Origin of the sequence: Paraburkholderia sp. WS6 (assembly GCF_030464835.1) — a bacterium.
Classification (GTDB): Bacteria; Pseudomonadota; Gammaproteobacteria; order Burkholderiales; family Burkholderiaceae; genus Paraburkholderia; species Paraburkholderia madseniana.
The window spans coordinates 231,273-256,397 of the sequence record NZ_JALQCK010000005.1 but is presented as its reverse complement, the minus strand read 5'-3'; the positions used below and the strand labels follow the sequence as shown (position 1 = coordinate 256,397).

The following is a 25,125-nucleotide window of genomic DNA, read 5'->3' as shown; positions in this document are numbered from 1 at the left end:
TCTTCAGAAAAGCACGCATATGTCGCAACAACTTCAGCAGATCATTGATACCGCCTGGGAAAACCGCGCCGACCTGTCGCCGAAGGCCGCCCCGGCCGAGGTGCGCGAAGCCGTCGCCCACGCCATCGAGCAACTGGACAAGGGCGCGCTGCGCGTGGCCGAAAAGAAGGACGGCGACTGGGTCGTCAATCAATGGCTGAAGAAAGCCGTGCTGCTGTCGTTCCGCCTGGAAGACAACGTGGTGCAACCGGCTGGCGGCTACTCGCAGTTCTACGACAAGGTGCCGTCGAAGTTCGCCAACTACACCGCTGAAGACTTCGCCGCCGGCGGCTTCCGCGTGGTGCCGCCCGCCATCGCGCGCCGCGGCTCGTTCATCGCGAAGAACGTCGTGCTGATGCCGTCGTACACCAACATCGGCGCCTATGTCGACGAAGGCACGATGGTCGACACGTGGGCGACCGTCGGTTCGTGCGCGCAGATCGGCAAGAACGTCCACCTGTCGGGTGGCGTAGGCATCGGCGGCGTGCTGGAGCCGCTGCAGGCGAACCCGGTCATCATCGAAGACAACTGCTTCATCGGCGCGCGTTCGGAAGTGGTGGAAGGCGTGATCGTCGAAGAAAACTCGGTGATCTCGATGGGCGTGTACCTCGGCCAAAGCACCAAGATTTACGACCGCGAAACCGGCGAAGTCACGTACGGCCGCATTCCGGCGGGCTCGGTGGTGGTGGCGGGCAACCTGCCGTCGAAGGACGGCTCGCACAGCCTCTACTGCGCCGTGATCGTCAAGAAGGTCGACGCCAAGACGCGTGCGAAGGTCGGCCTGAACGAGCTGCTGCGAGGCGACTGATGGCACGCGGCACCAAGACCGTCGTCTACGGCATCCCGAACTGCGACACCGTGAAGAAGGCCCGTGTGTGGCTGGAAGAACATAACGTCGAGTTCGAGTTCCACGACTTCAAGAAGCACGGCGTAACCGAGCCGCTGGTTCAGGACTGGCTGAAAGACGTGAAACTCGACGCATTGCTGAATCGTCGCGGCACGACCTGGCGCGGCCTGTCCGACGACATGAAGGCGGCGGCGGACACGCAGTCGGGCGCGATCGCGTTGATGATTCACAAGCCGTCGGTGATCAAGCGGCCTGTGCTGGTGGTCAACGGGAAGGTCAAGTCGCTCGGTTTTTCCGTGGACGAATATACGGCGCTGTTTGCCTGACGCTGTTTGTCCCGGCGTACGCTGTTTGCTGACGCGCACTCCCGCTCGCGTGGCTAGACGCACGGGACTGAACGCCAGGCTCAGCGCCGCGATCGAACGCAACAGGTAGTAAAACGTGGCCTCGCCGCGTTGCTTAAAAGCTGTTGCCGGCTGCGGTGTCCAACCGCCAGCCGGCATTTTTTCATTTCAAAGTGGCTTGTACTGAATCCATGTCCGGCACCCTCGCCCTTACCGAACAACTGATCGCGCGCGCGTCCGTCACGCCCGACGACCAGCATTGCCAGCGCCTCCTGATCGAGCGCCTGTCCGCGCTCGGCTTCGAGCACGAGACGATCGAATCGAACGGCGTGACCAACCTGTGGGCCGTCAAACGCGGCGTCGAAGGCACGCGCGGCAAGCTGCTCGCGTTCGCCGGCCACACGGACGTCGTGCCGACCGGCCCGCTCGAACAATGGCACTCGGCGCCGTTCGAGCCGACCCATCGTGACGGCAAGCTCTACGGCCGCGGCGCGGCGGACATGAAGTCGTCGATCGCCGGCTTCGTGGTGGCAAGCGAGGAGTTCGTCGCGGCGCACCCGGCGCATCGCGGCTCGATCGCATTCCTGATTACGAGCGACGAAGAAGGCCCCGCCACCGACGGCACCGTCAAGGTCGTCGAAGCGCTGCAGGCACGCGGCGAGCGCATGGACTACTGCATCGTCGGCGAACCGACGTCGAGCGCGCAGTTCGGCGACATGGTGAAGAATGGCCGGCGCGGTTCCATGTCGGGCAAGCTGATCGTCAAGGGCGTGCAAGGCCATATCGCCTATCCGCATCTGGCGAAAAATCCGGTGCATCTGCTGGCGCCCGCGCTGGCCGAGCTGGTCGCCGAACGCTGGGACGACGGCAACGAGTACTTCCCGCCCACCACCTGGCAGGTGTCGAACATCCATAGCGGCACCGGCGCGACCAACGTGATTCCGGGCCACGCGGACGTGATGTTCAACTTCCGCTTCTCGACGGCGAGCACGGTGGAAGGCTTGCAGGCTCGCGTCCATGCGATCCTCGACAAACACAATCTCGAATACGACCTGCAATGGACCGTGAGCGGCCTGCCGTTCCTCACGCCGCGCGGCGATCTGTCGAACGCGCTGGCTAAAGCCATCAAGGACGAAACCGGCGTGACGACCGAACTGTCGACCACCGGCGGCACCTCGGATGGCCGCTTCATCGCCCGCATCTGCGAGCAGGTGATCGAATTCGGCCCGCTGAACGCCAGCATCCACAAGATCGACGAACATATCGAAGTCGCACACATCGAGCCGCTGAAGAACGTGTATCGCCGCGTGCTCGAACAACTGATCGCCTGACCAAGGAATTTCTGCGATGACGCTCCCGTTTTCCACTGTCCGCGACCTGCTGCGTTTCGCGGTGTCGCGCTTCAACCAGGCCGAACTATCGTTCGGCCACGGCTCGGCCAACGCCTACGACGAAGCCGCTTATCTGATATTGCACACGCTGCATCTGCCGCTCGATCTGCTGGAGCCGTTCCTCGACGCGCGTCTCTCCCCGGCCGAGGTCGACGCCGTGCTGAACGTGATCGAGCGCCGCGCCGGCCAGCGCGTGCCGGCGGCATACATCACGCAGGAAGCGTGGATGCATGGCTTTCGCTTCCACGTGGACGAACGCGTGATCGTGCCGCGCTCGTTCATCGGCGAGTTGCTGCAGGACGGTCTGCAGCCTTACGTCGAAGATCCCGAACAGGTGAGCGCCGTGCTGGAACTGTGCACGGGCTCCGGCTGCCTTGCGATCCTCGCGGCGCACGCCTTCCCGAACGCGGACATCGACGCAGTCGATCTCTCTGCCCCTGCTCTCGAAGTCGCCACGCGCAACGTCGCGGACTACCGGCTCGACGACCGCGTCGCTCTCTTCGAAGGCGACCTGTACGCGCCGCTCGCCGAGCGCCGCTATGACGTGATCATCAGCAATCCGCCGTATGTAAACGCCGCTTCCATGCAGGAACTGCCCGCCGAGTACAAGCACGAGCCGGACATGGCTTTAGCTGGCGGCACGGACGGCATGGACATCGTGCGCCGGATCATCGCCGAAGCGCGCAACTGGTTGACCGAAGACGGCGTGCTGGTGGTCGAGATCGGCAACGAGCGCGCGAACGTCGAAGCGGCCTTCGGCGGCCTCGATCTGGTCTGGCTGTCGACGAGCGCCGGCGACGACAACGTGTTCCTGATTCAGGCCGCGGATCTGCCGGTATAACGTTTTATCGCCGGATCGCCGGATCGCCGGTTGCTGGACCACCGGTTGTCGATTGCAGGACCACCGGACCGCTTTATTGCGTGACACGCGCGGCAGACGTTCATTGCCTGCCGCGCGTGTCGCAGCTCATAGCGCACACGCCAGCACCGCCCGTCTCTCACCGCCCGCACACGCCAGCGCCACCCGTCTCTCCCCCGCCCGCACACCCCGCATTCGCGGAATCCCTGAGGAAGCTGGACCGTCACGCCCCCCCAACGCACGCACGTTCGGTAAGATGGGCGCGGTCAGCCACACGCTGCGCCGTCAGGCAGCAGCGGCGGCGCCTTGCCAACCCTTCGCCCGCCTATGGAATTCGACCTGCTTCACGTCGGCCCGCTGGTCGCCCTCGCCCATGTTCTCGGCGTGATTGCTGCCTGCCACGCGATTCTGAACACCCGCACATCGCAAGGCGCGATCGCATGGGCCGTGTCGCTGGTCGCCATGCCGTATCTGACGGTGGTGCCGTACCTGTTCCTCGGCCGCAGCAAATTCCAGGGTTACGCGGACGCTCGCCGCATCGAAAACGAATTGCTGCGCACGCGCGCGCATCCTCAGATATGGGATACGCAAGCCTCCTCCGCAGGGCTGCCTACCAAGGAACTTGGCACGAGACTCGTGCATTCGCTCACGCGCCTGGGTGGCATGCCGTTCCTGCCCGGCAATTCCGTGCGCACGCTGGTAAACGGTGCCGCCACTTTCGAGGCGATCTTTGAGGCGATCGAAGGTGCACGCAATTACGTTATCGTGCAGTTCTTTATCGTGCGTGACGACGCGCTCGGCGAACTGCTTAAAGACGCATTGATCGCGAAAGCGCAGCAAGGCGTGCGCGTCTATTTCCTGTACGACAGCATCGGCAGTTTCGATCTGCCCCACCGCTACGTGGCGGCGCTGCGCGCGGCCGGCGTGGAGACGCACCCGTTCGCCACCAATCGCCGCTTTGTGAACCGCTTGCAGTTGAACTTCCGCAATCACCGCAAGATCGTCTCGGTGGACGGTGAGCGCGCGTTTGTCGGCGGACACAACGTCGGTGTCGAATATCTCGGCAGCAAGCCACCCCTGTCGCCATGGCGCGATACGCATATCGAAGTGCGCGGCCCGGCTGTCGCCAGCATCCAGTTCGTATTCACCGAGGACTGGCACTGGGCGACCCAGCAGTTACCCGAGTTCGCCATGCCGGCTTTCCAGCCAGCCGACGAGGGTATGCACTGCCTCGTCGTACCGAGCGGTCCCGCCGACAAACAGGAGACCTGCTCGCTCTTCTTCGTCGAGGCGATCAATGCGGCACGCGAGCGGATCTGGATCACCACGCCTTATCTCATCCCCGACGAAGCCGTATTCGCCGCGTTGCGACTGGCCGTGCTACGCGGCGTGGATGTGCGTATTCTGATTCCGTGCCGGCGCGATCACCGCGTGGTGTTCGCCGCCTCGAAACTGTATGCGTACGACTCGCTGCGCGCGGGCATCCGGATCTTCCGCTACCAGCCGGGCTTCCTGCATCAGAAGGTCGTGCTGATCGACAGCGCGGCGGCGGCCATCGGCAGCGCCAATCTCGACAACCGCTCGTTCCGGTTGAACTTCGAGATCATGGTGCTGACCGTGGACCGCGGCTTCGCGAGAGATGTCGAAGCAATGCTGCTCAAAGACTTCGCGGAATCGCTCGAAATCGACCGCACCGAGTACCGCAACGCGAGCGCGCTGCGGCGCGTGTTGATGCACGTGGCGCGGTTGTTCTCGCCGATCCTGTAGCGCCCCTGCTACCGCGCCGCGCGTTACAACTGCTTTTCGATATCCTCGACAATCGCCTCGGGCTTGGTCAGCGGCGCATAGCGCTTCACCACGTTGCCGTCGCGGCCGATCAGGAACTTGGTGAAGTTCCATTTGATCGCTTCGAGCCCCAGCAAGCCCGGCGCCTCGCCCGTCAGATAGCGGAACAGCGGATGCGCATTGGCGCCGTTCACATCGATCTTGTCGAACATCGGAAAGGTCACGCCGTAATTCTTTTCGCAGAAACTGCCGATCTGCGTAGCATCACCCGGTTCCTGCTTGCCGAACTGATTGCACGGAAAACCGAGCACCGCGAGGCCGCGCGCTGCGTAAGTGTCATAAACCTTCTGCAGACCCGCGTACTGCGGCGTGAAGCCGCATTCGCTCGCCGTATTGACGATCAGCAAGACCTTGCCCTGATAGCGCTCGAGGCTCACTTCCTCGCCGCCAAGCGTACGTGCGGAAAACGAATAAATCGATGTCATATGCTCTCCCCCTGAAAGCCGTCAGTCTATGCCAAAAGCCGCGCCGGTACAGTCGGCCGAATGGCCGATCCTGGGTCTCCGCCCGGTGTCAGCCCCGGCAGTCTAAAATAGCGTTTTTCTTCAGTCGGCCTCTTCGTGATCCGCTTTAACCAGTTCAGCCTCGCGCGCGGCACCAAGCCGCTCTTCGAAAACACCACGTTCACCCTCAACCCCGGCGAGAAAGCCGGCCTGGTGGGGGCGAACGGCGCGGGCAAGTCGACGCTGTTTGCCGTTCTGCTCGGCGAACTGCACGCCGACGGCGGCGATTTCTCTATCCCGCCGAACTGGCAGATCGCCCACGTGGCGCAGGAAACGCCCGCCGCGGACAAGACCGCCCTCGCCTACACGCTCGACGGCGACGCTGCCCTGCGTGCGATTGAAGCGTGCATCGCCGAAGCCTCCGCCGCGCATGACGGCGCCGCGGAAGGCGAAGCGCACGCCGCGTTCGCGGACGCCGACGGCTACACCGCGCCCGCCCGCGCCGAGGCCTTGCTGCTCGGCCTCGGCTTCACGCTCGAACAAACGCGCGAACCGGTCAGCAGCTTTTCGGGCGGCTGGCGCATGCGGCTGAATCTGGCGCAGGCGCTGATGTGCCGCTCCGACCTGCTGCTGCTCGACGAACCAACCAATCACCTGGATCTCGACGCGATCGTCTGGCTCGAAGACTGGCTGCACCGTTATCCGGGCACGCTGATCGTGATCTCGCACGACCGCGAATTTCTCGATTCTGTCTGCAACGTCACGCTGCATCTGGAGCATCAGCAGATCAAGCGTTATGGCGGCAACTACTCGCAGTTCGAAATCCTGCGCGCGCAACAGATCGCCTTGCAGCAAAGCGCGTATGAGAAACAACAGCGCACGGTCGAACATCTGCAGAGCTACATCAATCGTTTCAAGGCGCAGGCCACCAAGGCACGGCAGGCGCAAAGCCGCGTGAAGGCGCTCGAAAAGATGGAGATGATCGCGCCGGCGCATGCGTCCTCGCCATTCACGTTCGAATTCCGCACGCCCGATTCCGCACCGAATCCGATGATGGTGATGGAAGACGTGCGCTGCGGCTATCGCGGTGAAGATGGCGAAATTCCCATCGTCGACCATGTGATGCTGTCGATCCAGAACGGTCAGCGCATCGGCCTGCTCGGCGCGAACGGTCAGGGCAAATCCACGCTGATCAAGACGCTCGCCGGCACGCTCGAAGCGCTCGGCGGCCATGTGCGCGAAGGCAAAGGCCTGCGCATCGGCTACTTCGCGCAGCATCAGCTCGAAACGCTGCGTCCGGACGACACGCCGCTACAGCATCTGGCGCGTCTCGCACCGGATACGCGCGAACAGGAATTGCGCGACTTCCTCGGCAGTTTCAACTTTTCCGGCGAGATGGCGACCGCGAAAATCGCGCCCTTCTCGGGCGGCGAAAAAGCCCGTTTGGCGCTCGCGCTGATCATCTGGCAAAAGCCGAATCTGTTGTTGCTCGACGAGCCGACCAACCACCTGGATCTCGAAACGCGTCACGCGCTGACCATGGCGCTCGCGCAATTCGAGGGCACGCTGATTCTGGTGTCGCACGACCGGCATCTGCTGCGCGCCACCACCGACGTGTTCATGCTGGTCGCCAAGCATCGTCTGCAAGAGTTCGACGGCGATCTCGACGACTACCGCGACTGGCTGCTGCAACATGCCGCCGACCAGCGCGCGGCGCTCAAGGCGGGCACGGCATCGAACGGTGCGGATAGCACAGACGGCGGCGTCAATCGCAAGGAGCAACGCCGTCTGGAAGCGGAAACGCGTCAGAAGCTCGCGCACCTGAAAAAGCCGCTGCAAAGCCGCATCACGAAGATCGAAAAGGAAATGGACGCGCTCAACGCGGAAAAGGCGACGCTAGATGCGTTCGTCGTCGATCCGGCCAGTTACGAGCCCGAGCAGAAGAGCAAACTGACGGAGGCGATCCGCCGTCAGGCAGATGTGAACGCGCGCCTCGAAACGCTCGAAGCCGAATGGCTCGAGACTCATGAGGAACTCGAACAAATCGGCTAGCGGCAGGCTGTTCGCGGTCCGCGCCGGCATCGATCGGAGGTAGCCCTTGTCACCCGTGAGCTCGTCTGCGTCCACATCTGCGTCTTCAACTGAGTCGTCATCTGCTGCTTCAGCCGCGCCATCGGTTGCGCCGTCATCCGCGGCAGCACCTGCTCCGCTGCAAGGGCTGCGCGTGCTGGACCTGACGCGCCTGCTGCCGGGTCCGGTCGCCGCGTTGCGGCTAGCGGAACTCGGCGCCGACGTGCTGAAGATCGAAGCGCCCGGCGCAGGCGACCCCACCCGCACGATGATGCAGTCGTCCGGCGACCGCGTGGCAGGCCGCCCCGGCGCGTTTTACCGGCTGGTGAATCGCGGCAAGCGCGAGACGCGCCTCGACCTCAAATCGGATGCGGGACGCAATGTCTTGCGCGCGCTGGCGGCCGAAGCGGATGTGCTGATCGAAAGTTTCCGGCCCGGCGTGATGGAGCGCCTCGGCGTCGGCTACGAAACCCTGCGCGCGCTCAATCCGAGGCTGGTGTACTGCGCGATCAGCGGTTACGGCGCCAGCGGTCCGTTTGTCGACCATGCCGGTCACGATCTGAACTACATCGGCTACGCGGGCGTGCTCGATCAGTTGGCGAGCCGCGACGGCACACCGATCCTGCCGAATTTCCAGATTGCCGACCTGCTTGGCGGCGCGTTGAGCGCGGTGACGCAGATTCTCGCCGCGCTATGGCATGTGTCGCGTGGCGGCGAAGGCCGCTTCGTCGACGTATCGATGACGCACGCCACCTATGCGCACAACGTCGTCGCGCAAGTGGCGCTCGCCAATGAGGGCGCCGCGCCTGCGGCCGGCGCCAGTCTGCTGAACGGCGGCGTGCCCTGCTACAACCTGTATCGGACGCTCGACAATCGCTGGCTCGCGGTCGGCGCGCTCGAGCTGAAATTCTGGGAAACGCTGTGCATGGCGCTGGACCGGCCCGAATGGGCGACGCGGCACTGGAGCCTCGGCCAGGCAATCGGCGGCCCGGACGCCGCCGCGCTGACGCAGGAGTTGGCCGAGCTGATCGTCAAGCGGCCGCTGGAGGAATGGGTGTTGCTGCTGGAATCGCTGGACTGCTGCGTCTCGCCGGTGCTGACGCCGGCGGAAGCCGCGCAGCATCCGCTGTTCAACCGCGAGGCGTACGCGGCGATGACCGAAGGCCAGAACGGTTAAGCGCTACCCCGCCGTGCAAAACCTCAGCGCCGCACCGCCGTTTGACGCGGCAAAACCTGGCGCGGCGTTTTTTCGTCGTCGTACAGGACATGCTTGCGGCCTTCCACGTGACGGTTGATCGTTGCGCGCACTTCGGCGGCGGTAACATCTTCGGCCACCACCCGGCGCGAAATCTGCCCGGTCGTGTCGATCCACTCGACAATCCGGCAGGCACCACCCCAAGGCTGGCGAATCGGCTCGGAGACGCGGCAGCCGCGCACCTGCATGGGCCGCTCGGCCGTGGTTTCGTATGACTGTTTCAAGGCGCGATCCTTTTTCGGGCATCAGAAGGGATGCAATACCCTGCCAGCTTAGGAAAAAGGAATGTCGGGTAGGTTACAGCCAATATGGAGATATTTACTGGCCATTACGGACGGACAGGCGCCCGCAGGCGCCGGAACCCCGTCTAGTCAAGCGTGCGGACCCGATCGATGGCCTGTTCGATCCGTTCCGCCGCAACAACTTGTAAGCCTTCAATCGGCTGTTTCGGTGCATTGGCCTTCGGAATGACCGCGACCGAAAAGCCCAGTTTGGCCGCTTCCTTAAGACGATCCTGACCGCGCGGCGACGGCCGGATTTCGCCGGCGAGGCCCACTTCGCCGAATACGACCAGCCCCTTGGGCAGCGGCTTGTTGCGCATCGAAGAATGAATCGCGAGCAGCACGGCGAGGTCGGCGGCGGGCTCGGTGATCTTGACGCCGCCCACCGCGTTCAGGAACACGTCCTGGTCGAAACAGGCGATGCCGGCGTGCCGGTGCAGCACCGCCAGCAACATCGCGAGGCGGTTCTGTTCCAGCCCCACCGCCAGGCGCCGCGGATTCGGCGCGTTGGCCGCATCCACCAGCGCCTGCACTTCGACCAGCAGTGGCCGCGTGCCTTCCTGCGTCACCAGCACGCACGACCCCGGCACGGATTGCTCGTGCTGCGACAGAAACAACGCCGACGGATTGGCCACGCCGCGCAGACCGCGCTCGGTCATCGCGAACACGCCCAGTTCGTTGACCGCGCCGAAGCGGTTCTTGATCGCCCGCACCAACCGGAACGACGAATGCGTGTCGCCCTCGAAGTACAGCACCGTATCGACGATGTGCTCGAGCACGCGCGGCCCGGCGAGCGCACCTTCCTTGGTCACGTGGCCGACCATGATGATCGTGGTGCCCGACTGTTTGGCGATGCGCGTCAATTGCGCCGCGCACTCGCGCACCTGCGCGACCGAACCCGGCGCTGAGGTCAGCGCGTCGGAATAAACGGTTTGAATCGAGTCGATCACCGCGACGTCCGGCCGCTGCTCGGCGATGGTTGCCTGAATTTTCTCGAGCTGGATTTCCGCCAGCAGTTGCAGCTCGCTCGCCTTCGAGCCGGGCTCCAGCAACGAAAGTCGTTGCGCACGCAACGCAATCTGCGCGGCCGATTCTTCGCCGCTGATATAAAGCGCGCGTTTGTCCGCTGCAATTTCCGCGAGCGACTGCAGCAGCAGCGTCGATTTGCCGATACCCGGATCGCCGCCGATCAGCACCACGCCGCCCGGCACGAGACCGCCGCCCAGCACACGGTCGAACTCGCTGACGCCGGTCGAAAAGCGCGGCACGTCGGACGCGTCGATATCGGCGAGACGCCGCACCGGCGCGCTCTTCGCGAGCGACTGGAAGCGATGCGTGGACGGCGCCTCCGCGACCGATTCCACCAGCGTGTTCCACGCGTTGCATGACGGGCACTGCCCGGCCCACTTCGGCGACTGCCCGCCACATTCACTGCAGATGTACAACGTCTTCTGTTTAGCCACGCGCCCTTGCCTGTGTTGCTGTTCTTTGGATTGATGCGCTCGCTGGGGTCCTCGCTGAGCAGCTCCAGCTCGCCGGGGACCTCACTGCGACCGTCTTTGGGATTGTCTTTGCAGCGTCATTGAGACCGCCAGCACGGCTGGCCAGCATGCCAGCACGGCGGCCCGCACGTCAGTGCCGCCTTACTCCGCGCGCACCGGCACGCGCGGCGCCACCGCGCACATCAGCTCGTAGCCGATCGTCCCGCACGCCTGGGCAACGTCGTCGATCGGTAGTGACGTGCCCCACAGCTCGACGCGCGAGCCGACGTTGGCGGTCGGGATTGGCGTCAGGTCGACAGTCAACATGTCCATCGACACCCGTCCGACGATCCGCGTACGCACGCCGTCGACGATCACCGGCGTGCCTTCCGGCGCGACCCGCGGATAACCGTCCGCGTAACCGCAGGCCACCACACCGATGCGCATCGCGCCGCGCGCCTTGAACGCCGAACCATAACCGACCGTATGACCTTCGGCGAGCGTCTGCACGGCGATCAGTTCGGAGGCGAGCGTCATGGCCGGTTGCAGGCCAGTGCCGGCGATCGCGGCCGTCACGCCCGAGGGCGACGCGCCGTACATGATGATGCCCGGGCGGACCCAGTCGAAGTGGGCTTCGGGATGCCACAACGTGGCCGCCGAATTCGACAGGCTGCGCGCGCCGGCAATGCCTTGCGCGCCGCGCTCGAACGCTTCGAGCTGATGGGCGACGCCGCGTTCGCCGTCCGCGTCCGAGAAATGGGTCATCAACGTGATCTGGCCGACGCCCTGGCAGGCCCGCGCGCGCTCCCACGCGGAGCGGAATTTTTCCACCGTGTAACCGAGGCGGTTCATGCCGGTGTTCATCTTGAGCTGGATATTGACGGGCTTGGACAGGCGCGCCATTTCGAGCATGCGTAGCTGTTCGTCCGAGTGCAGCGCCGTGGTCAGGCTGTAGCGGTCGATCACGTCGATATCGGTCGGACGAAAAAAGCCTTCGAGCAGCAGAATCGGGCCGGCCCAGCCCAATTCACGCAACTTCACCGCTTCTTCGAGGTCGAGAAGACCAAAGCCGTCGGTTGCGCGCAAGCCGGGAAAAGCACGCGCGAGGCCGTGCCCATAGGCGTTTGCCTTAACCACGGCCCAGATCTTGGATTTTGGTGCGTAGCGCCGGGCGACGGCGAGGTTATTGGCGAGTGCGGCAGTGTGAATCGTGGCTGAGAGGGGGCGCGGCATGGGTAATTTTCGTAAAGACGCTTGCGAATCAGGAGCTTACAGGGCGTTTTCAGTGCTCGGCAGCCCGCTGGGCGGTGCGATCAAGGATTCTGCTAGTCCGAATCCAGCTATTTTCATGATATAAAGCCGTGCGCACAACCCATTTCGAACGGTATAAGCCCGGACGCTTTGCACACGGCCGGGGCGGACAGACCGCAGCGAGGACAGCATCGCATCAGATGAAAAAAGGTTTTTACACCATCATGGCCGCGCAGTTTTTTTCGTCGCTGGCCGACAATGCGCTTCTGATCGCTGCTATCGCACTGCTGAAAGATCTTCACGCCCCGAACTGGATGACGCCGCTGCTCAAGTTGTTCTTTGTGCTGTCGTACGTCGTTCTGGCCGCCTTCGTGGGTGCCTTCGCCGACTCCCGTCCAAAGGGACAGGTGATGTTCGTCACCAATACCATCAAAGTAGTCGGTTGCATCACGATGCTGGTGGGCGCGCATCCGTTGCTCGCCTATGGCATCGTCGGCTTTGGCGCGGCGGCCTACTCGCCGGCCAAGTACGGGATTCTCACCGAACTGCTGCCGCCTGAGCGGCTGGTCGCCGCGAACGGCTGGATCGAAGGCACCACGGTCGGTTCGATCATTCTCGGCACCGTGCTTGGCGGCGCGCTCATCAGCCCGCACATTGCCGCACCGATCCTCAGGCACCACATCCCCACGGTCAACACGCCCGCTGAAGCGGCGATGCTGGTGATCATGGCCATCTACGTGATCGCGGCGCTCTTCAATCTGCGCATTCCCGACACCGGCGCGCGCTATCCGAAACAGGAACGCGGGCCGATCAAGCTGGTCACCGATTTCGCCGACTGCTTTCTCGTGCTGTGGCGCGACAAGCTCGGCCAGATCTCGCTCGCCGTCACCACGCTTTTTTGGGGCGCCGGCGCGACGCTGCAATTCATCGTGCTGAAGTGGGCCGAGGTGTCGCTGAACATGTCGCTTTCGGAAGCCGCGATTCTGCAGGCGGTGGTTGCAGTGGGTGTGGCGGTCGGTGCGATTTACGCAGCCTCGCGCGTGCCGTTGAGGAAGTCGCTGTCGGTGCTTCCGGTCGGCATCATGATGGGCATCGCTGTCATGCTGATGGCCTTCTATACACGCGATCTCTTCCCCACGCATTGGGGCCTGTATTTCGGCCGCGTGCATGTGCCGGGCTATCTGATAGTCGCGTATATCTTCCTGATGGTCGTCGGCGGCCTGTCGGGCTTTTTCGTCGTACCGATGAATGCGTTGCTCCAGCATCGTGGCCACGTGCTGCTGTCGGCGGGGCACTCGATCGCCGTGCAGAACTTCAACGAAAATCTCTCGGTGCTCGTGATGCTGTGCCTGTACGCCGTGCTGGTGTGGCTCGACGTGCCGGTCACGGCGGTGATCGTGCTATTCGGCACCTTCGTCTGCGTGATGATGTGGTTCGTGATGCGCCGCCACCAGGCGAATCAGCGCGCGTTCGACTCGGTTGCGCTGATCGGCGAAGTCAAGCACTGACCCGCGGCGGGCACTGTTCTTAGTAGTGCCCGCGCCTTCCCCCTTTCCTCGCTTTGCCATGACTCAACCCATTCCCAATGTGCTGACGATCGCCGGTTCCGATTCCGGCGGCGGCGCCGGCATTCAAGCCGATCTGAAGGCTTTCTCGGCGCTCGGCGCTTACGGCGCAAGCGTGATCACCGCGCTCACCGCGCAGAACACGCGTGGCGTCACGGCGATTCATGCGCCGGAGCCCGCCTTCATTACCGCGCAACTCGATGCGGTGTTCGACGACATCCGTATCGATGCCGTGAAGATCGGCATGCTGGCGAATGCAGGCATCGCGCGTGCGGTCGCCGATGCGTTGCGGCGGCACAAGCCGAAGCACGTCGTGCTCGACACCGTGATGATTTCGAAGAGCAATCACGCGCTGCTGCTGCCGGATGCGGTCGCTGCGGTGCGCGACGAGTTGCTGCCGCTCGCCGATCTGCTGACGCCGAATCTGCCGGAAGCCGCGGCCCTGCTAGGCGTGCAAGCTGCCACCGACGAAGCCGGCATGGTCGAACAAGGCGAAGCGTTGCGTGCGCTTGGCGCGCGGGCGGTGCTGATGAAGGGCGGCCATTTGAGCGCGGCGGACAGTCCGGACTGGCTCGTAGAGGACAGCGGCACGCTGCGCCTGGGCGGCCCGCGCGTGCCGGTGAAGAATACGCATGGGACGGGCTGCACGTTGTCGTCGGCGATTGCTGCACTGATTCCGCAGCGCGCCGATCTGGCGAGCGCGGTCGCCGACGCCAAGCTCTATCTGACCGGCGCGTTGCAGGCGAGCGACCGGCTGGACGTCGGTAGCGGCGTCGGGCCGGTTCATCATTTTTATCGGTGGTGGTGAGGGGTTGAGACAGGGGCGCGCATGGCTATGCTACTTCCGCGCGTAGATCTGCGCCTGTTCTGGCCAATCGTCCGGCACGATGAAGCCGCGCGAAAGTTCTGCAACCGTGCCCACGCCGTCGCTGGCGAACGCCGCGACCATCGTTGGTCCATGCTGATGTGATGTCTGTTCAGCAAGCATCTGTTGAGCGACGAAAGCAAACCCTGCGGCCTGGGCTTCACTCTCTTTATGCCGCCGCGGCGCGAGCCATTCCAACCGTGGCAACACACGCCACATTTGCGCATGCGCCTCGGCAAAGTCTGTCCATTCGCTGCGGGTCACCCACCAGCCACGTCCATGCGACGGATCGAGCTCCGCAGGATCGACCGGCGTCTCGCCAGCACGATAGAACAGCCAGCCTTTGATGAACATCTGCGGCGTCCACGGCCCTGCATGACCGACCGATGCGAACTCTTCCCGTGCGCTCAACGGCAGTTGATGATTCAGCACATGCGCGAGCTTCAGATCGAAGCGGTCTTTGAGATTCGGGCCGACGTAGTCGGCCAGGCGCGCCACCGACTGCGTGGTCAACTGCGCACGGCTTTCGCCCGCATGCAGATAGCACTTCACCGCCAGCTCCCAATGCAGACGCGTGCCCTGCTGCTTCTGCACGAGAAAATCGCATTCACCGAGCGTGACGCCCGAGCGTCGCAACGGCACGCCGGCCGCGACCAGCCGCGCCGCCGGTCCATGTTGCAGGAACCATCCGAGCAGCCGTTCGGCGTAGCGGCCAAGACGCGTGATACGCGTCGCGGCGAGATCGCGGTGCAGGTCGGCCGGATCGGCGTCCAGCGCGCGTAACCAGTCGACGGTTGCGTCAGCTTCCTGTTGCGTGTCGAAAGGACTGGCAAGCGCACCTACCGGTGGTTGCGCGCGCAACAAATCGGCGCTCAGCAGCAGCCACGCGAGATCGCGCACGGCCGGTTCGCGCAATGTATCGAGCAGGTTCCCGAGGACCGCCGCGGATGTGCCGGGTGCGGGTGCGGCGGCGAAGCGCGCCGCCGGTCCGTTCGCGTCCGTCACTTTGCCGCGTTGGACGGCACGCCGCCCGCCGCGAGCCACGTGTCGCGCGCGAGGCACAGGTCCGCCCAAGCCTTCGCCTTGTCGGGCAGGCTGCGCAGCAGGTACGCAGGGTGATAGGTGACGATGACCGGCACGCCTTCGTATTCGTGCACGCGGCCGCGCAGCGACGAAATGCTCGCTTCGGTCCTGAGCAGACTTTGGGCGGCGAAACGGCCGAGCGCGACGATCACTTTCGGCTTGACCAGCGCGACCTGGCGTTGCAAGTAAGGCTCGCAACGCGCGACTTCGTCCGGCTCGGGATTGCGGTTACCCGGCGGGCGGCACTTGATTACGTTGGCGATATAGACGTTGCTGTCGCGCGCGAGCGTCAGCGAACGCAGCATATTGTCGAGCAGCTTGCCCGCCTGGCCGACGAACGGCTCGCCCAGGCGATCCTCGTTCTCACCCGGCGCTTCGCCGATCAGCATCCAGTCGGCGTTGCGATCGCCGACGCCGAATACCGTGTTCGTGCGTTTCTCGCACAGGCGGCAGCGTTCACACGCGGCGACCTGCTGGCTCAACGCGTCCCAGTCGAGCGTCTGGATCGATGAGGGCTCGGGCGCCTCGCGGCGCGCTTCAACGGGAGCGTGGGCCGGCTGATCGTCGAACCATGCGAAATCGTCGTCGGGTGGAGCGTCGAACGCCGGCGGCTCGGGTGTACGAGCCTGCTGCGATGGCTGCCGCGCTACGGCCGGCGCCTGCATGCGTCGCTGCGGCTCCTCCGCCGGGGGAGCAAGGCGCTCGCCTTGTCGAGCTTCGCCGGTTCGCATCGCGGGCTGCGCAGCGTCCCAGCCATCCTGAGCGAGCGTGGACGACGATGGTTCACCCCCCGCCATCCGCGAATCGTCGCGACGCGCTATCTGGTCCGCCGACCCAGCACCGCCCTGCTCGGCACCGGCTTCGACTGCGGGTTCCTGCGCCGCCGACATCCCGCGACGCACCCACAGCGGCGCGAGCCCGAACTCTTCCAGTACCGATTCATGCAGCGCCATCTGCGCCCTCCGTGGCAAACGAGAAACGCATCACGATGGCGTCCTCCCGGCTGCGATGCCGCGCCGGATAATAGTTTTTGCGCCGGCCGATCGACGCAAAGCCGAAGCGCTCGTAAAGCCGGATCGCCCGGTGATTCGAGGGCCGCACTTCGAGCAACAGCCCGTCGAGTTTTTCGGCGCGCGTAACGCGCACCGCCTCACGCAGCAGCGCGAGCCCGGCGCCGGCACCTTGCGCGGCGGGCGTCACGCACAAATTGAGCAGATGCATTTCATCGACCACCGGCATCAGCACGCAATAGCCGATCAGCGAGCCGGTTACGTGACGCATGCAGATGCCGAAGTAGCCGTTGCGCAGCGAGTCGCCGAAATTGCCGCGACTCCAGGGGAATTCGTAGGCAATCTTTTCGATGGCAGCGACCTCGTCCAGATCGGCTTCGGTCATCGGCGACATATAACGGTCCGCCAGCAACACCCCGCTCATTGCCGGCCCTCACCTTGATCCGCTTCATGCGCCACCCTCGCAGCTTGCTCGGCCTTGGCGGCTTTTTCAGCGACGCGTTCCGCCGTAGTCTGGGCAACCTTGTCGCGAATGTATTCCGGCGCGGCCTGATCCGCGGGCACGGTGCGGCCGGCGCGAAACGCGCGCAACGCCGCGTGCGCGAGCGGCACAGCATGCGGCAGTGCTTCGCCGTCGACGGTTCGCGCAGCCGCGACAGCGGGCAGCCGCGCGCCGAAGGCCGCAGCAGCATTGCCCGCCAGGGTGAAGGGGACGTCGGGCAACACGAGCCGTTCCGGCGCGTCGAGCGAAGCCGCCTGTAGCGTGCGCCATTCGCCAAGGGCGGCGTCCCAGGCGTAGTCGGCCCAATAGATTTCGTCCATCCGGGCGTCGAGCGCGGCGAGCACGCGGGTCGCCGACGGATCGCGCAGCCTTGCGCTTTCCGCGCAGGCCAGCAGCGTGCTGACCGGCACGACCGGCAGGTTCAGGCCGAATGCGAGGCCCTGAGCAACGCCGGTCGCGGTGCGAAGACCTGTGAATGAGCCGGGGCCGGAGCCGAAAGCAATGGCGTGGCAGTCCGCCAGTTTCAGGCCGGCTTCGTCGAAAAGTTCGCGAATGGCGGGCAAGAGGCGCGTGCTGGAGACTGCGCCGGTTTGCTCGTGGCGCATCCAGATCCGTGGTTCGGCGTTGCCTTGGTCCGCTGTCTGGCTCGCCGCGCCGCCGACGGCGGACAGGAGCGCTACCGAGCAGAATTCGGTCGAGGTATCGAGAGCAAGAAGCACAGTTTGAGTCATGGACCGTATTGTAATCGGCACGGCGCGTGCAGATGCGGTTTTGGGTGTGCCTGCCGGGCGGGCAAGAATGTTTGGAATAAGCCCTCGGCCCCGCCGCCGCATGCAGTTGCTATGATCATCGGCCCAGCCAGAACCAACCCCGCCAGCCGGGCAAAAACCACCATGACAGACATCAACGCGCAATTCGTCCAGGCTCAGGAAGATGCCAAGCAACTGCCCGAGCGTCCGGGCAACCTTACCCTTCTGCGCCTTTATGCCCTCTACAAACAGGCCATCGACGGCGACGTCCACGGCGACAAACCCGGTTTCACCGATATCGTCGGCAAATACAAGTACGATGCGTGGGCCGCGCTCAAAGGCACCGCGCCGGACGCCGCAAAGCAGCAATACGTCGAACTGATCGAAGCCCTCAAGAGCGGCACCGCCGCCTGAATCTGACCCTGCGGCTAAATCCGCCGTCGGAACGGCAGGCCGCGGCAGCCCCGCGGCCAAGTCCTTAGGTGTAGGCCCAGCGGGCCGACTCCTTAAGCCTATTCGGGCAGCCAAACGAAAGTTTTCCGCCAGGAAACTTCCTAACAGTGGCGCAGTGCAACAAAACCCTATACAATGCTGCCTGCGCTTCACTGCTTTGCCCGGCTTTCCTCTAGCGGCCTTTGCGGCGCAGCGCCTCGTAGCGTTTAGCTCCAATCCAGTTTAGAACCTGTCCCCTCCTGCCTAGCCCCCTACGGGCGATCATGTCCCAGGCTGGCGGCACGCCGTGTTGGCATGTCGCATCCGATACAGCTTCTAACGAAAAGCTCGCCTTCATTGTCGCGAGCTGCCCCCGTTTTTCGATTTGCTCGCTGCTTCTTTGCTCGCTGAATCCGACGACTTGGGTATGCCGATTGGCGCCGACGTTTTAATTCCCTGTGTACCAAGGATTCTCATGACTTCGAGCAATACCCCCAGCAGCCCGTTGAACGCCATCGCCGATCAAGCTCTCGGTTTCGCCGACGCTCCCGCACAAGCCGCAGTTGTTGCCGCTCCGGAAGCTGTCGCCGCAGAAGCCGCAGCGCCGACCGGCCCGTCGTTCGCGTCGCTCGGTCTCTCCGCGGATGTCGTCTCCGCCCTGACCGCCGCTGGTTATCAAAACCCGACTCCGGTTCAGCAACGCGCGATCCCCGCTGGCATCGCCGGCCGCGATCTGATGGTCTCGAGCCCGACCGGTTCGGGCAAGACCGCCGCGTTCATGCTGCCCGCCATCGAACGTTTTTCGCAACTGCAAAAAGCACAAGCCAGCCAGCCGCGTGAACCGCGTCCGGCTGACGGTGCCCGCACGCGCCGTCCGCAACCGGTTGCCCGTCCGACCATGCTGGTTCTGACGCCGACCCGCGAACTCGCGATGCAGGTCACCACCGCCGCTGCCACGTACGGCAAGCACCTCAAGCGTCTGCGCACCGTCAGCATTCTGGGCGGCGTCGCTTACGGTCAACAATTGATGCTGCTGGCAAAGAACCCGGAAATCCTGGTTGCTACGCCGGGCCGTTTGATCGACCACCTGGAACGCGGCCGTATCGATCTGTCGCAACTGCAGATCCTCGTGCTCGACGAAGCCGACCGCATGCTGGACATGGGCTTCATCGAAGACATCGAAACGATCGTCGCCGCTACGCCGGCTTCGCGTCAAACCATGCTGTTCTCGGCTACGCTCGACGGCAAGATCAGCTCGCTGACCGGCCGCCTGCTGAAGGATCCGGAACGCATCGAGATCGTTCAACGCCTCGAACAACGCACCAACATCGCGCAAACCGTCCACTACGTTGACGACCGCGATCACAAGGATCGTCTGCTCGACCATCTGCTGCGCGACGAGGGCCTCGACCAGGCTATCGTCTTCACGGCGACCAAGATGGACGCTGACCAACTGGCTGGCCGTCTGGCAGACGCCGGTTTCGAATCGGCAGCGCTCCACGGCGATCTGCCGCAAGGCGCACGTAACCGCACGATCAAGGCTCTGCGCGAGCGCCGTGTGCGCGTGCTGGTGGCAACGGACGTCGCCGCTCGCGGTATCGACATCCCGGGCATCACGCACGTGTTCAACTACGACCTGCCGAAGTTCGCTGAAGACTACGTGCACCGTATCGGCCGTACCGGCCGTGCTGGCCGCTCGGGTATCGCAGTGAGCCTCGTGCACCATGCGGAACAAGGCGCGCTGAAGCGCATCGAGCGTTTCGTGCGCACCCCGCTGCCGGTCAACGTCGTCGAAGGCTTCGAGCCGCGTAAATCGGCTCCGTCGGGCGGTGGCCGTCCTGGCTTTGGCGGCCGTGGCCGTCCGGGCGGTGGCAACGGCGGTGGCCGTCGCTTCGGTAGCGGCAGCGGCGCAGGCAAGCCGGCTGGTAACGGCGGCGGTTCGCGCAGCGGTAGCGGCAATGGCGGCGGCTGGGCTGGCAAGTCGGCTGGCGGCGGTTCGCGTGAAGGCGGCTTCGGCGGCGGTTCGCGTGACGGTGGCTACGGCGCACGCCGCAGCGACGGCCCGCGTACGGCGCGTCGCGGCAGCTAAGCAGCGACTGCTTGGCAGTCATCAGGCAAGCCTACTTACGTGGCTCGTTTAGCGCGTAAGGCAGCCTGAAAAGACCCGGACGGCCCCGCGCCATCCGTCAGTCGAAAGAAACCGGTGCTCAGGCACCGGTTTTTTTTCGTCCACACTTTGGGCACCGGCGAAATTTCACGATGTGGAAAATTTTTTTGCGTCGTAAAAAATCGTGCTGCAAGGCACAACAGGGCCTATTGCAAGATGGAAAAAGACGTTTCTTAATGCGAAACGCGTGATGCAAGCATTTGATTTTTAACAAAAATAAATATTCGAAAAACGCTCCTTGGCGGCTATTGCGCGGCGATCGATTTGCCTAGACTCTTATATAAGACTTCACGAAACGAAACGCCTCAAACGGCCTGCCGCTTCGACGAAGACCGCAAGTTTCTTGCATGGGACCAGAGTAAGCGCTAAAGCGCCAACTCTGGTCGACAGAGTCACCTATCCATTCATTACAGGCAACCAAGGAGCACACCATGTCGCGCGAACAACAAGCCAAGCAACTCCAACAGCAATGGGAAACCGATCCGCGCTGGAAAGGCGTGAAGCGTACGTACACGGCCGAAGACGTGATCCGTCTGCGCGGCTCGCTGCAAGTGGAGCACACGCTTGCCAAGCGCGGCGCGGAAAAGCTGTGGGAGAGCGTCAACAACGAGCCGTTCGTGAACTCGCTCGGCGCGCTGACCGGCAACCAGGCGATGCAACAGGTCAAGGCCGGCCTGAAGGCGATCTACCTGTCGGGCTGGCAAGTGGCGGGCGATGCGAACGTGGCCGGCGAAATGTACCCGGACCAGTCGCTGTACCCGGCGAACTCGGTGCCGCTCGTCGTGAAGCGCATCAACAACACGCTGACGCGCGCTGACCAGATCCAGTGGTCGGAAGGCAAGAATCCGGGCGACGAAGGCTATATCGACTACTTCGCCCCAATCGTGGCCGACGCGGAAGCCGGTTTCGGCGGCGTGCTGAACGCATTCGAACTGATGAAGGCCATGATCGAAGCAGGCGCCGCAGGCGTGCACTTCGAGGACCAGCTCGCTTCGGTGAAGAAGTGCGGTCACATGGGCGGCAAGGTGCTCGTGCCGACCCGCGAAAACATCGCCAAGCTGACCGCCGCGCGTCTGGCCGCCGACGTCTCGGGCACGTCGACCGTGCTGCTGGCTCGCACCGACGCGGAAGCCGCCGACCTGATCACGTCCGACGTGGATGACAACGACAAGCCGTTCCTGACGGGCGAACGCACGGTGGAAGGTTTCTATCGTACGAAGCCGGGTCTGGAACAGGCGATCTCGCGTGGCCTCGCCTACGCACCGTACGCCGACATGATCTGGTGCGAAACCGGCAAGCCGGACCTCGAGTTCGCGAAGAAATTCGCCGACGCGATCCACAAGGAATTCCCGGATCAACTGCTGTCGTACAACTGCTCGCCGTCGTTCAACTGGAAGAAGAACCTGGACGACGCAACCATCGCCAAGTTCCAGCGCGAACTCGGCGCAATGGGCTACAAGTTCCAGTTCATCACGCTGGCCGGCTTCCACGCGCTGAACTACTCGATGTTCAACCTGGCGCACGGCTATGCCCGCAACCAGATGACCGCCTTCGTCGAAATGCAGCAGGCTGAATTCGCTGCGGCCGAAAAGGGTTTCACCGCGGTCAAGCACCAGCGCGAAGTCGGCACCGGCTACTTCGACGCCGTGACGCAAACGGTCGAGCGCGATGCATCGACGACCGCGCTGCACGGTTCGACGGAAGACGAACAGTTCTTCGACAAGAAGGTCGCTTAAGTACCCTGTGGTCTGATCGCGGGAACGGCAAGGCAGAAAGAAAGCGGCTCCGTTAGAGAGCCGCTGTCAGGGAGGAGCAGCCATCAGGGCCGAAGCACGCCGGTCTGCCCTGATGGCTGGAATCTGGGAGAGATGGCGGTAGTGCAAACAAAGCCAGCACAACGCATTGTGCGGCGAGCATAGGACGCGCCGGCCTCATCGTCGGCGCGTTTTTTTTGCTATGCCGTTTTTTCCCGCGACGGGAATCGCGAGTGCGCACCTCAGCGGTACACGATGACCGGGATCTTCGTATGCGTCAGGACCCGCTGCGTCTCGCTGCCGATCAGCAAACTACCGAGACCGCGCCGCCCATGCGACGCCATGAAAATCACGTCGCAGCCGCCCTGCTCGGCCGCTTCGATGATGCCGAGGTACGGCGCCGGATGCACGCTGGTACGACTGTCGAACGCGACGCCGACGCGGCGCGCGGCCAACTCCACTTCTCTCAGGTGCACCTGCGCTTCACGCTCGCTGCGCTGCAGAAACTCGACCGGCGGCTCGATCACCACGTCGGAGAACGGCGAGTACGGATATTGCGGCAGACACGCGTAGGCAGTAACGCGAGCGCCGACGGCCTGCGCGAGATCGATGGCGCCGTCTATCGCTTTGCGTGACAGGTCTGAACCATCGGTCGGAACCAGGATGTGCCTGAACATGATGCCCTCCGTCGCCGGCTGCATGCAGTGCGGCGTCAGCGTCCCACGAGGCGCGGCTTGAAAGCCGCTTCAATCGATTGTAGGTCGCAGAAACGCGGTCAAGGCCGTCGTGCGGGTCTGTCCGCATATCGGAAACCCGCTGCGCCGGTCCGCGTGGGAGTCGTGTGTGGCGGTTGTGCAGGACGGCATACGGATCGTTGCGCCGGTCGCCGGTCACCGGGCCGCAGCCGCAACTCAGCCGCCCTCGCCCCAGTAATCAGGATGGCCGTACGTATGCTTGAGAAAATCCAGAAACAGCCGGACCCGCAGCGGCAAATGCCGGCGCTGCGGAAAAACCGCATGGATGCCGATCGGCGGCGCGGCGAACTCGTCGAGCACGCTCACCAGCCGGCCGGCCGCGATATCCGTGCCGACCTCCCACCACGAACGCCATGCGAGCCCGTAACCCTCGAGGCACCACTCGTGCAGCACGGCGCCGTCCGAGCATTCCATCGTGCCGGACACCTTGATCGACACGACCTTGTCGCCCTGCTGGAACATCCAGCCGCGCTGCTGGTTGGCGCTCGCGCCGAGCGCGAGGCAGTTGTGATGCGCGAGATCGGCCAGCGTATGCGGCGAACCGCGCCGGCTCAGATACGACGGCGAAGCCACGCACACGCGGCGGTTCTCACCGAGCTTGAGCGACACCAGCGACGAATCCGGCAATTCGCCGAGGCGCACGGCGCAGTCGAAGCCCTCGTTGACGAGATCGACCAACCGGTCAGACAGGTCGAGCGTAATGGATACATCCGGATGCGCGACGGTGAAGGCCGGCACCAGCGGCGCAACATGCCGGCGCCCGAACCCGGCCGGCGCCGACAGCCGCAAATGGCCGCTCGCCTTTACGCCGCCCGCCGACACACTGGCCTCGGCGTTCTGCATGTCGTGGATGACGCGCTGGCAATCTTCGAGAAAAGCCGAGCCTTCGAAGGTCAGCGTGATCTTGCGCGTGGTGCGCACCAGCAGCTTGACGCCGAGACGCTCTTCGAGCGCATCGATGCGGCGGCCGATGATCGCGGGTGCGACGCCCTCAGCAAGCGCCGCGGCGGACAGGCTGCCCTTGGCCGCAACGGTAACGAAAGTCTCGATCTGCTTGAAACGATCCATAGGGAGCGGAGCCGCGACGCCTCGAAGGAAGTCCCCTTGGGAGCGTCGTGCGGGAAAGTGGTCGGTGCGCGTCAGATTAGGTGCATGAAAGTAAAAGATCAAGTGATGTTTAGCCTCTTTTTTAGCGTGGAGCATCACTAATACAATCCATCCTGACCTCTGATAGGAGTGCACGGCAATGTCGGCCACAACGACACCCTTCCCCAAAGCAGTGATTTTCGACGCGTACGGCACGCTTTTCGACGTGCATTCGGTGATCGCTGCCGCGGAGCAGATGTTCCCGGGCCACGGCGACGCGCTCTCGCAGTTGTGGCGCCAGAAACAGATCGAATATACGCAGTTGCGCACGCTCGCCGATCCTGCGGGTGCGCCCGGCGCACATTACCGGCCGTTCTGGGACATCACGCTCGACGCCTTGCGCTTCGCCGCCAAGAAACTGCATCTGACGCTGGGACGCGCGGCAGAGAAGCGTCTGATGGACGAATATGCGTGCCTGTCCGCCTTTCCCGATGCCGTGCCCGCGCTGCGCCAGTTGCGCGACGCGCCTTCGGCGTCGTCCGGGTCCGCATCCGCGCCTGCGGGCGGCAAAGCCGGGGCAAGCGCAAGTTCAACAAGGCCCGGTCTCGCGATCCTCTCGAACGGCAATCCGCAAATGCTCGACATCGCCGTGAAGAGCGCCGGCATGACGCGCCTGTTCGACCATGTCCTGTCCGTCGACACCGTACGCGCCTACAAACCCTCGCCCGCAGCCTACACGCTCGGCACACAAGCCTTCAACGCAGAGCCGCGCGAGATCGTCTTCGTGTCGTCGAACGGCTGGGACGTGGCAGGCGCGGGCTGGTTCGGCTTCACAACTTTCTGGCTTAACCGGCAAAACGCACCAGCCGAAGAACTGGGCGTCATGCCGCATGGCGTGGGCGGAGGCATGAACGATCTGCTCGCGTTTCTGAAGTCCCTCGCGTCGCCCGGCCGCAATAGCGGCACGGGCAACACCGGCGATCCCGGTGGCAGCCGCACACGCCACAGCCCTGGCGCATGACGGCTACCACCAGGATCGCGCGACGCAATT

The 25,125-nt window shown here is 64.0% G+C and carries 23 protein-coding genes; 13 read left to right on the top strand and 10 right to left on the bottom strand.

Annotated elements, in window-relative coordinates; genetic code table 11:
- The first annotated feature begins 19 nt into the window (after positions 1-19).
- From dapD to cls, 5 genes are all read left to right on the top strand, one after another.
- Positions 20-847 (top strand): 2,3,4,5-tetrahydropyridine-2,6-dicarboxylate N-succinyltransferase, encoded by an 828-nt coding sequence (gene dapD / locus M0D64_RS08975; RefSeq protein WP_054041009.1) that lies wholly within the window; start codon positions 20-22, stop codon positions 845-847.
- On the top strand, positions 847-1,212 hold the full coding sequence (locus M0D64_RS08970; protein WP_266257358.1) for an ArsC family reductase: 366 nt from the start codon (positions 847-849) through the stop codon (positions 1,210-1,212). The genes dapD and M0D64_RS08970 overlap by 1 nt, the downstream gene beginning before the upstream one ends.
- 209 nt (positions 1,213-1,421) lie before the next feature.
- Positions 1,422-2,561 (top strand): succinyl-diaminopimelate desuccinylase, encoded by a 1,140-nt coding sequence (gene dapE, locus M0D64_RS08965; protein ID WP_266236979.1) that lies wholly within the window; start codon positions 1,422-1,424, stop codon positions 2,559-2,561.
- Between the two features lie 16 nt (positions 2,562-2,577).
- Positions 2,578-3,462: a 50S ribosomal protein L3 N(5)-glutamine methyltransferase gene (gene prmB, locus M0D64_RS08960; protein WP_266257357.1), complete on the top strand. Its 885-nt coding sequence runs from the start codon at positions 2,578-2,580 to the stop codon at positions 3,460-3,462.
- 345 nt (positions 3,463-3,807) lie between these two features.
- Positions 3,808-5,247, top strand: a complete 1,440-nt coding sequence (gene cls, locus M0D64_RS08955; protein WP_154567291.1) for a cardiolipin synthase — start codon at positions 3,808-3,810, stop codon at positions 5,245-5,247.
- Between the two features lie 23 nt (positions 5,248-5,270).
- Here the strand turns inward: cls and M0D64_RS08950 are convergent, their stop codons facing one another.
- The gene (locus tag M0D64_RS08950) at positions 5,271-5,750 is read right to left on the bottom strand and encodes a glutathione peroxidase (protein ID WP_054041016.1); all 480 of its coding nucleotides are present in this window, start codon (positions 5,748-5,750) and stop codon (positions 5,271-5,273) included.
- Positions 5,751-5,885: 135 nt separating this feature from the next.
- On the opposite strand from M0D64_RS08950, the gene M0D64_RS08945 reads away from it, so the two are divergent.
- Both M0D64_RS08945 and M0D64_RS08940 read left to right on the top strand, forming a co-directional pair.
- Complete coding sequence (locus M0D64_RS08945; RefSeq protein ID WP_266257356.1) at positions 5,886-7,820, top strand: ATP-binding cassette domain-containing protein; 1,935 nt, start codon at positions 5,886-5,888, stop codon at positions 7,818-7,820.
- A 157-nt stretch (positions 7,821-7,977) separates the two neighbouring features.
- Positions 7,978-9,015 (top strand): CaiB/BaiF CoA-transferase family protein, encoded by a 1,038-nt coding sequence (locus M0D64_RS08940; protein ID WP_266257381.1) that lies wholly within the window; start codon positions 7,978-7,980, stop codon positions 9,013-9,015.
- A 23-nt stretch (positions 9,016-9,038) separates the two neighbouring features.
- Here M0D64_RS08940 and M0D64_RS08935 read toward each other — a convergent pair whose 3' ends face one another.
- The 3 genes from M0D64_RS08935 to alr all read right to left on the bottom strand — a co-directional run bounded on the left by M0D64_RS08935 (position 9,039) and on the right by alr (position 12,088).
- Positions 9,039-9,317 (bottom strand): DUF2866 domain-containing protein, encoded by a 279-nt coding sequence (locus tag M0D64_RS08935; protein ID WP_266257355.1) that lies wholly within the window; start codon positions 9,315-9,317, stop codon positions 9,039-9,041.
- 143 nt (positions 9,318-9,460) lie between these two features.
- Positions 9,461-10,837 carry a DNA repair protein RadA gene (gene radA / locus M0D64_RS08930; protein ID WP_266257354.1) on the bottom strand — a complete coding sequence of 459 codons (1,377 nt, stop codon included), beginning with the start codon at positions 10,835-10,837 and terminating at the stop codon, positions 9,461-9,463.
- Positions 10,838-11,017: 180 nt separating this feature from the next.
- Entirely contained in the window at positions 11,018-12,088 is a 1,071-nt protein-coding gene (gene alr / locus M0D64_RS08925; protein ID WP_154567294.1) for an alanine racemase, read from the bottom strand.
- A 218-nt stretch (positions 12,089-12,306) separates the two neighbouring features.
- Between alr and lplT the strand changes: the two genes are divergently transcribed.
- Together lplT and thiD are read left to right on the top strand one after the other, a co-directional pair.
- Positions 12,307-13,614 (top strand): lysophospholipid transporter LplT, encoded by a 1,308-nt coding sequence (gene lplT, locus M0D64_RS08920; RefSeq protein WP_154567295.1) that lies wholly within the window; start codon positions 12,307-12,309, stop codon positions 13,612-13,614.
- A 58-nt stretch (positions 13,615-13,672) separates the two neighbouring features.
- The gene (gene thiD, locus M0D64_RS08915; protein ID WP_266257353.1) at positions 13,673-14,479 is read left to right on the top strand and encodes a bifunctional hydroxymethylpyrimidine kinase/phosphomethylpyrimidine kinase; all 807 of its coding nucleotides are present in this window, start codon (positions 13,673-13,675) and stop codon (positions 14,477-14,479) included.
- Between the two features lie 30 nt (positions 14,480-14,509).
- Here the strand turns inward: thiD and M0D64_RS08910 are convergent, their stop codons facing one another.
- From M0D64_RS08910 to tsaB, 4 genes are read right to left on the bottom strand one after another with little or no spacing between them, the layout of a single operon-like run.
- Positions 14,510-15,541, bottom strand: coding sequence for a DUF1853 family protein (locus M0D64_RS08910; protein ID WP_266257352.1), 1,032 nt, complete (start codon positions 15,539-15,541; stop codon positions 14,510-14,512).
- Positions 15,538-16,572 carry a uracil-DNA glycosylase gene (locus M0D64_RS08905; protein WP_266257351.1) on the bottom strand — a complete coding sequence of 345 codons (1,035 nt, stop codon included), beginning with the start codon at positions 16,570-16,572 and terminating at the stop codon, positions 15,538-15,540. The genes M0D64_RS08910 and M0D64_RS08905 overlap by 4 nt, the downstream gene beginning before the upstream one ends.
- Entirely contained in the window at positions 16,559-17,053 is a 495-nt protein-coding gene (rimI, locus tag M0D64_RS08900; protein ID WP_154567298.1) for a ribosomal protein S18-alanine N-acetyltransferase, read from the bottom strand. The genes M0D64_RS08905 and rimI overlap by 14 nt, the downstream gene beginning before the upstream one ends.
- Positions 17,050-17,862, bottom strand: coding sequence for a tRNA (adenosine(37)-N6)-threonylcarbamoyltransferase complex dimerization subunit type 1 TsaB (tsaB, locus tag M0D64_RS08895; protein WP_266257350.1), 813 nt, complete (start codon positions 17,860-17,862; stop codon positions 17,050-17,052). Before tsaB ends, rimI begins: the two co-directional genes overlap by 4 nt.
- Positions 17,863-18,024: 162 nt before the next feature.
- Here tsaB and M0D64_RS08890 point away from each other — a divergent pair, with 162 nt between their 5' ends.
- The 3 genes from M0D64_RS08890 to aceA all read left to right on the top strand — a co-directional run bounded on the left by M0D64_RS08890 (position 18,025) and on the right by aceA (position 22,215).
- Entirely contained in the window at positions 18,025-18,294 is a 270-nt protein-coding gene (locus M0D64_RS08890; protein WP_054041059.1) for an acyl-CoA-binding protein, read from the top strand.
- Positions 18,295-18,787: 493 nt separating this feature from the next.
- Entirely contained in the window at positions 18,788-20,401 is a 1,614-nt protein-coding gene (locus M0D64_RS08885; protein ID WP_171925505.1) for a DEAD/DEAH box helicase, read from the top strand.
- Between the two features lie 509 nt (positions 20,402-20,910).
- Positions 20,911-22,215, top strand: a complete 1,305-nt coding sequence (gene aceA, locus M0D64_RS08880; protein ID WP_054041024.1) for an isocitrate lyase — start codon at positions 20,911-20,913, stop codon at positions 22,213-22,215.
- A gap of 260 nt (positions 22,216-22,475) precedes the next feature.
- Here the strand turns inward: aceA and M0D64_RS08875 are convergent, their stop codons facing one another.
- Complete coding sequence (locus M0D64_RS08875) at positions 22,476-22,910, bottom strand: universal stress protein (RefSeq protein ID WP_097389632.1); 435 nt, start codon at positions 22,908-22,910, stop codon at positions 22,476-22,478.
- 234 nt (positions 22,911-23,144) lie between these two features.
- A complete protein-coding gene (locus tag M0D64_RS08870) occupies positions 23,145-24,056 on the bottom strand; it encodes a LysR family transcriptional regulator (protein ID WP_093633358.1) in 912 nt (303 codons plus the stop codon).
- A gap of 178 nt (positions 24,057-24,234) precedes the next feature.
- Between M0D64_RS08870 and M0D64_RS08865 the strand changes: the two genes are divergently transcribed.
- Complete coding sequence (locus M0D64_RS08865; protein WP_266257349.1) at positions 24,235-25,095, top strand: (S)-2-haloacid dehalogenase; 861 nt, start codon at positions 24,235-24,237, stop codon at positions 25,093-25,095.
- Positions 25,096-25,125: the final 30 nt, after the last annotated feature.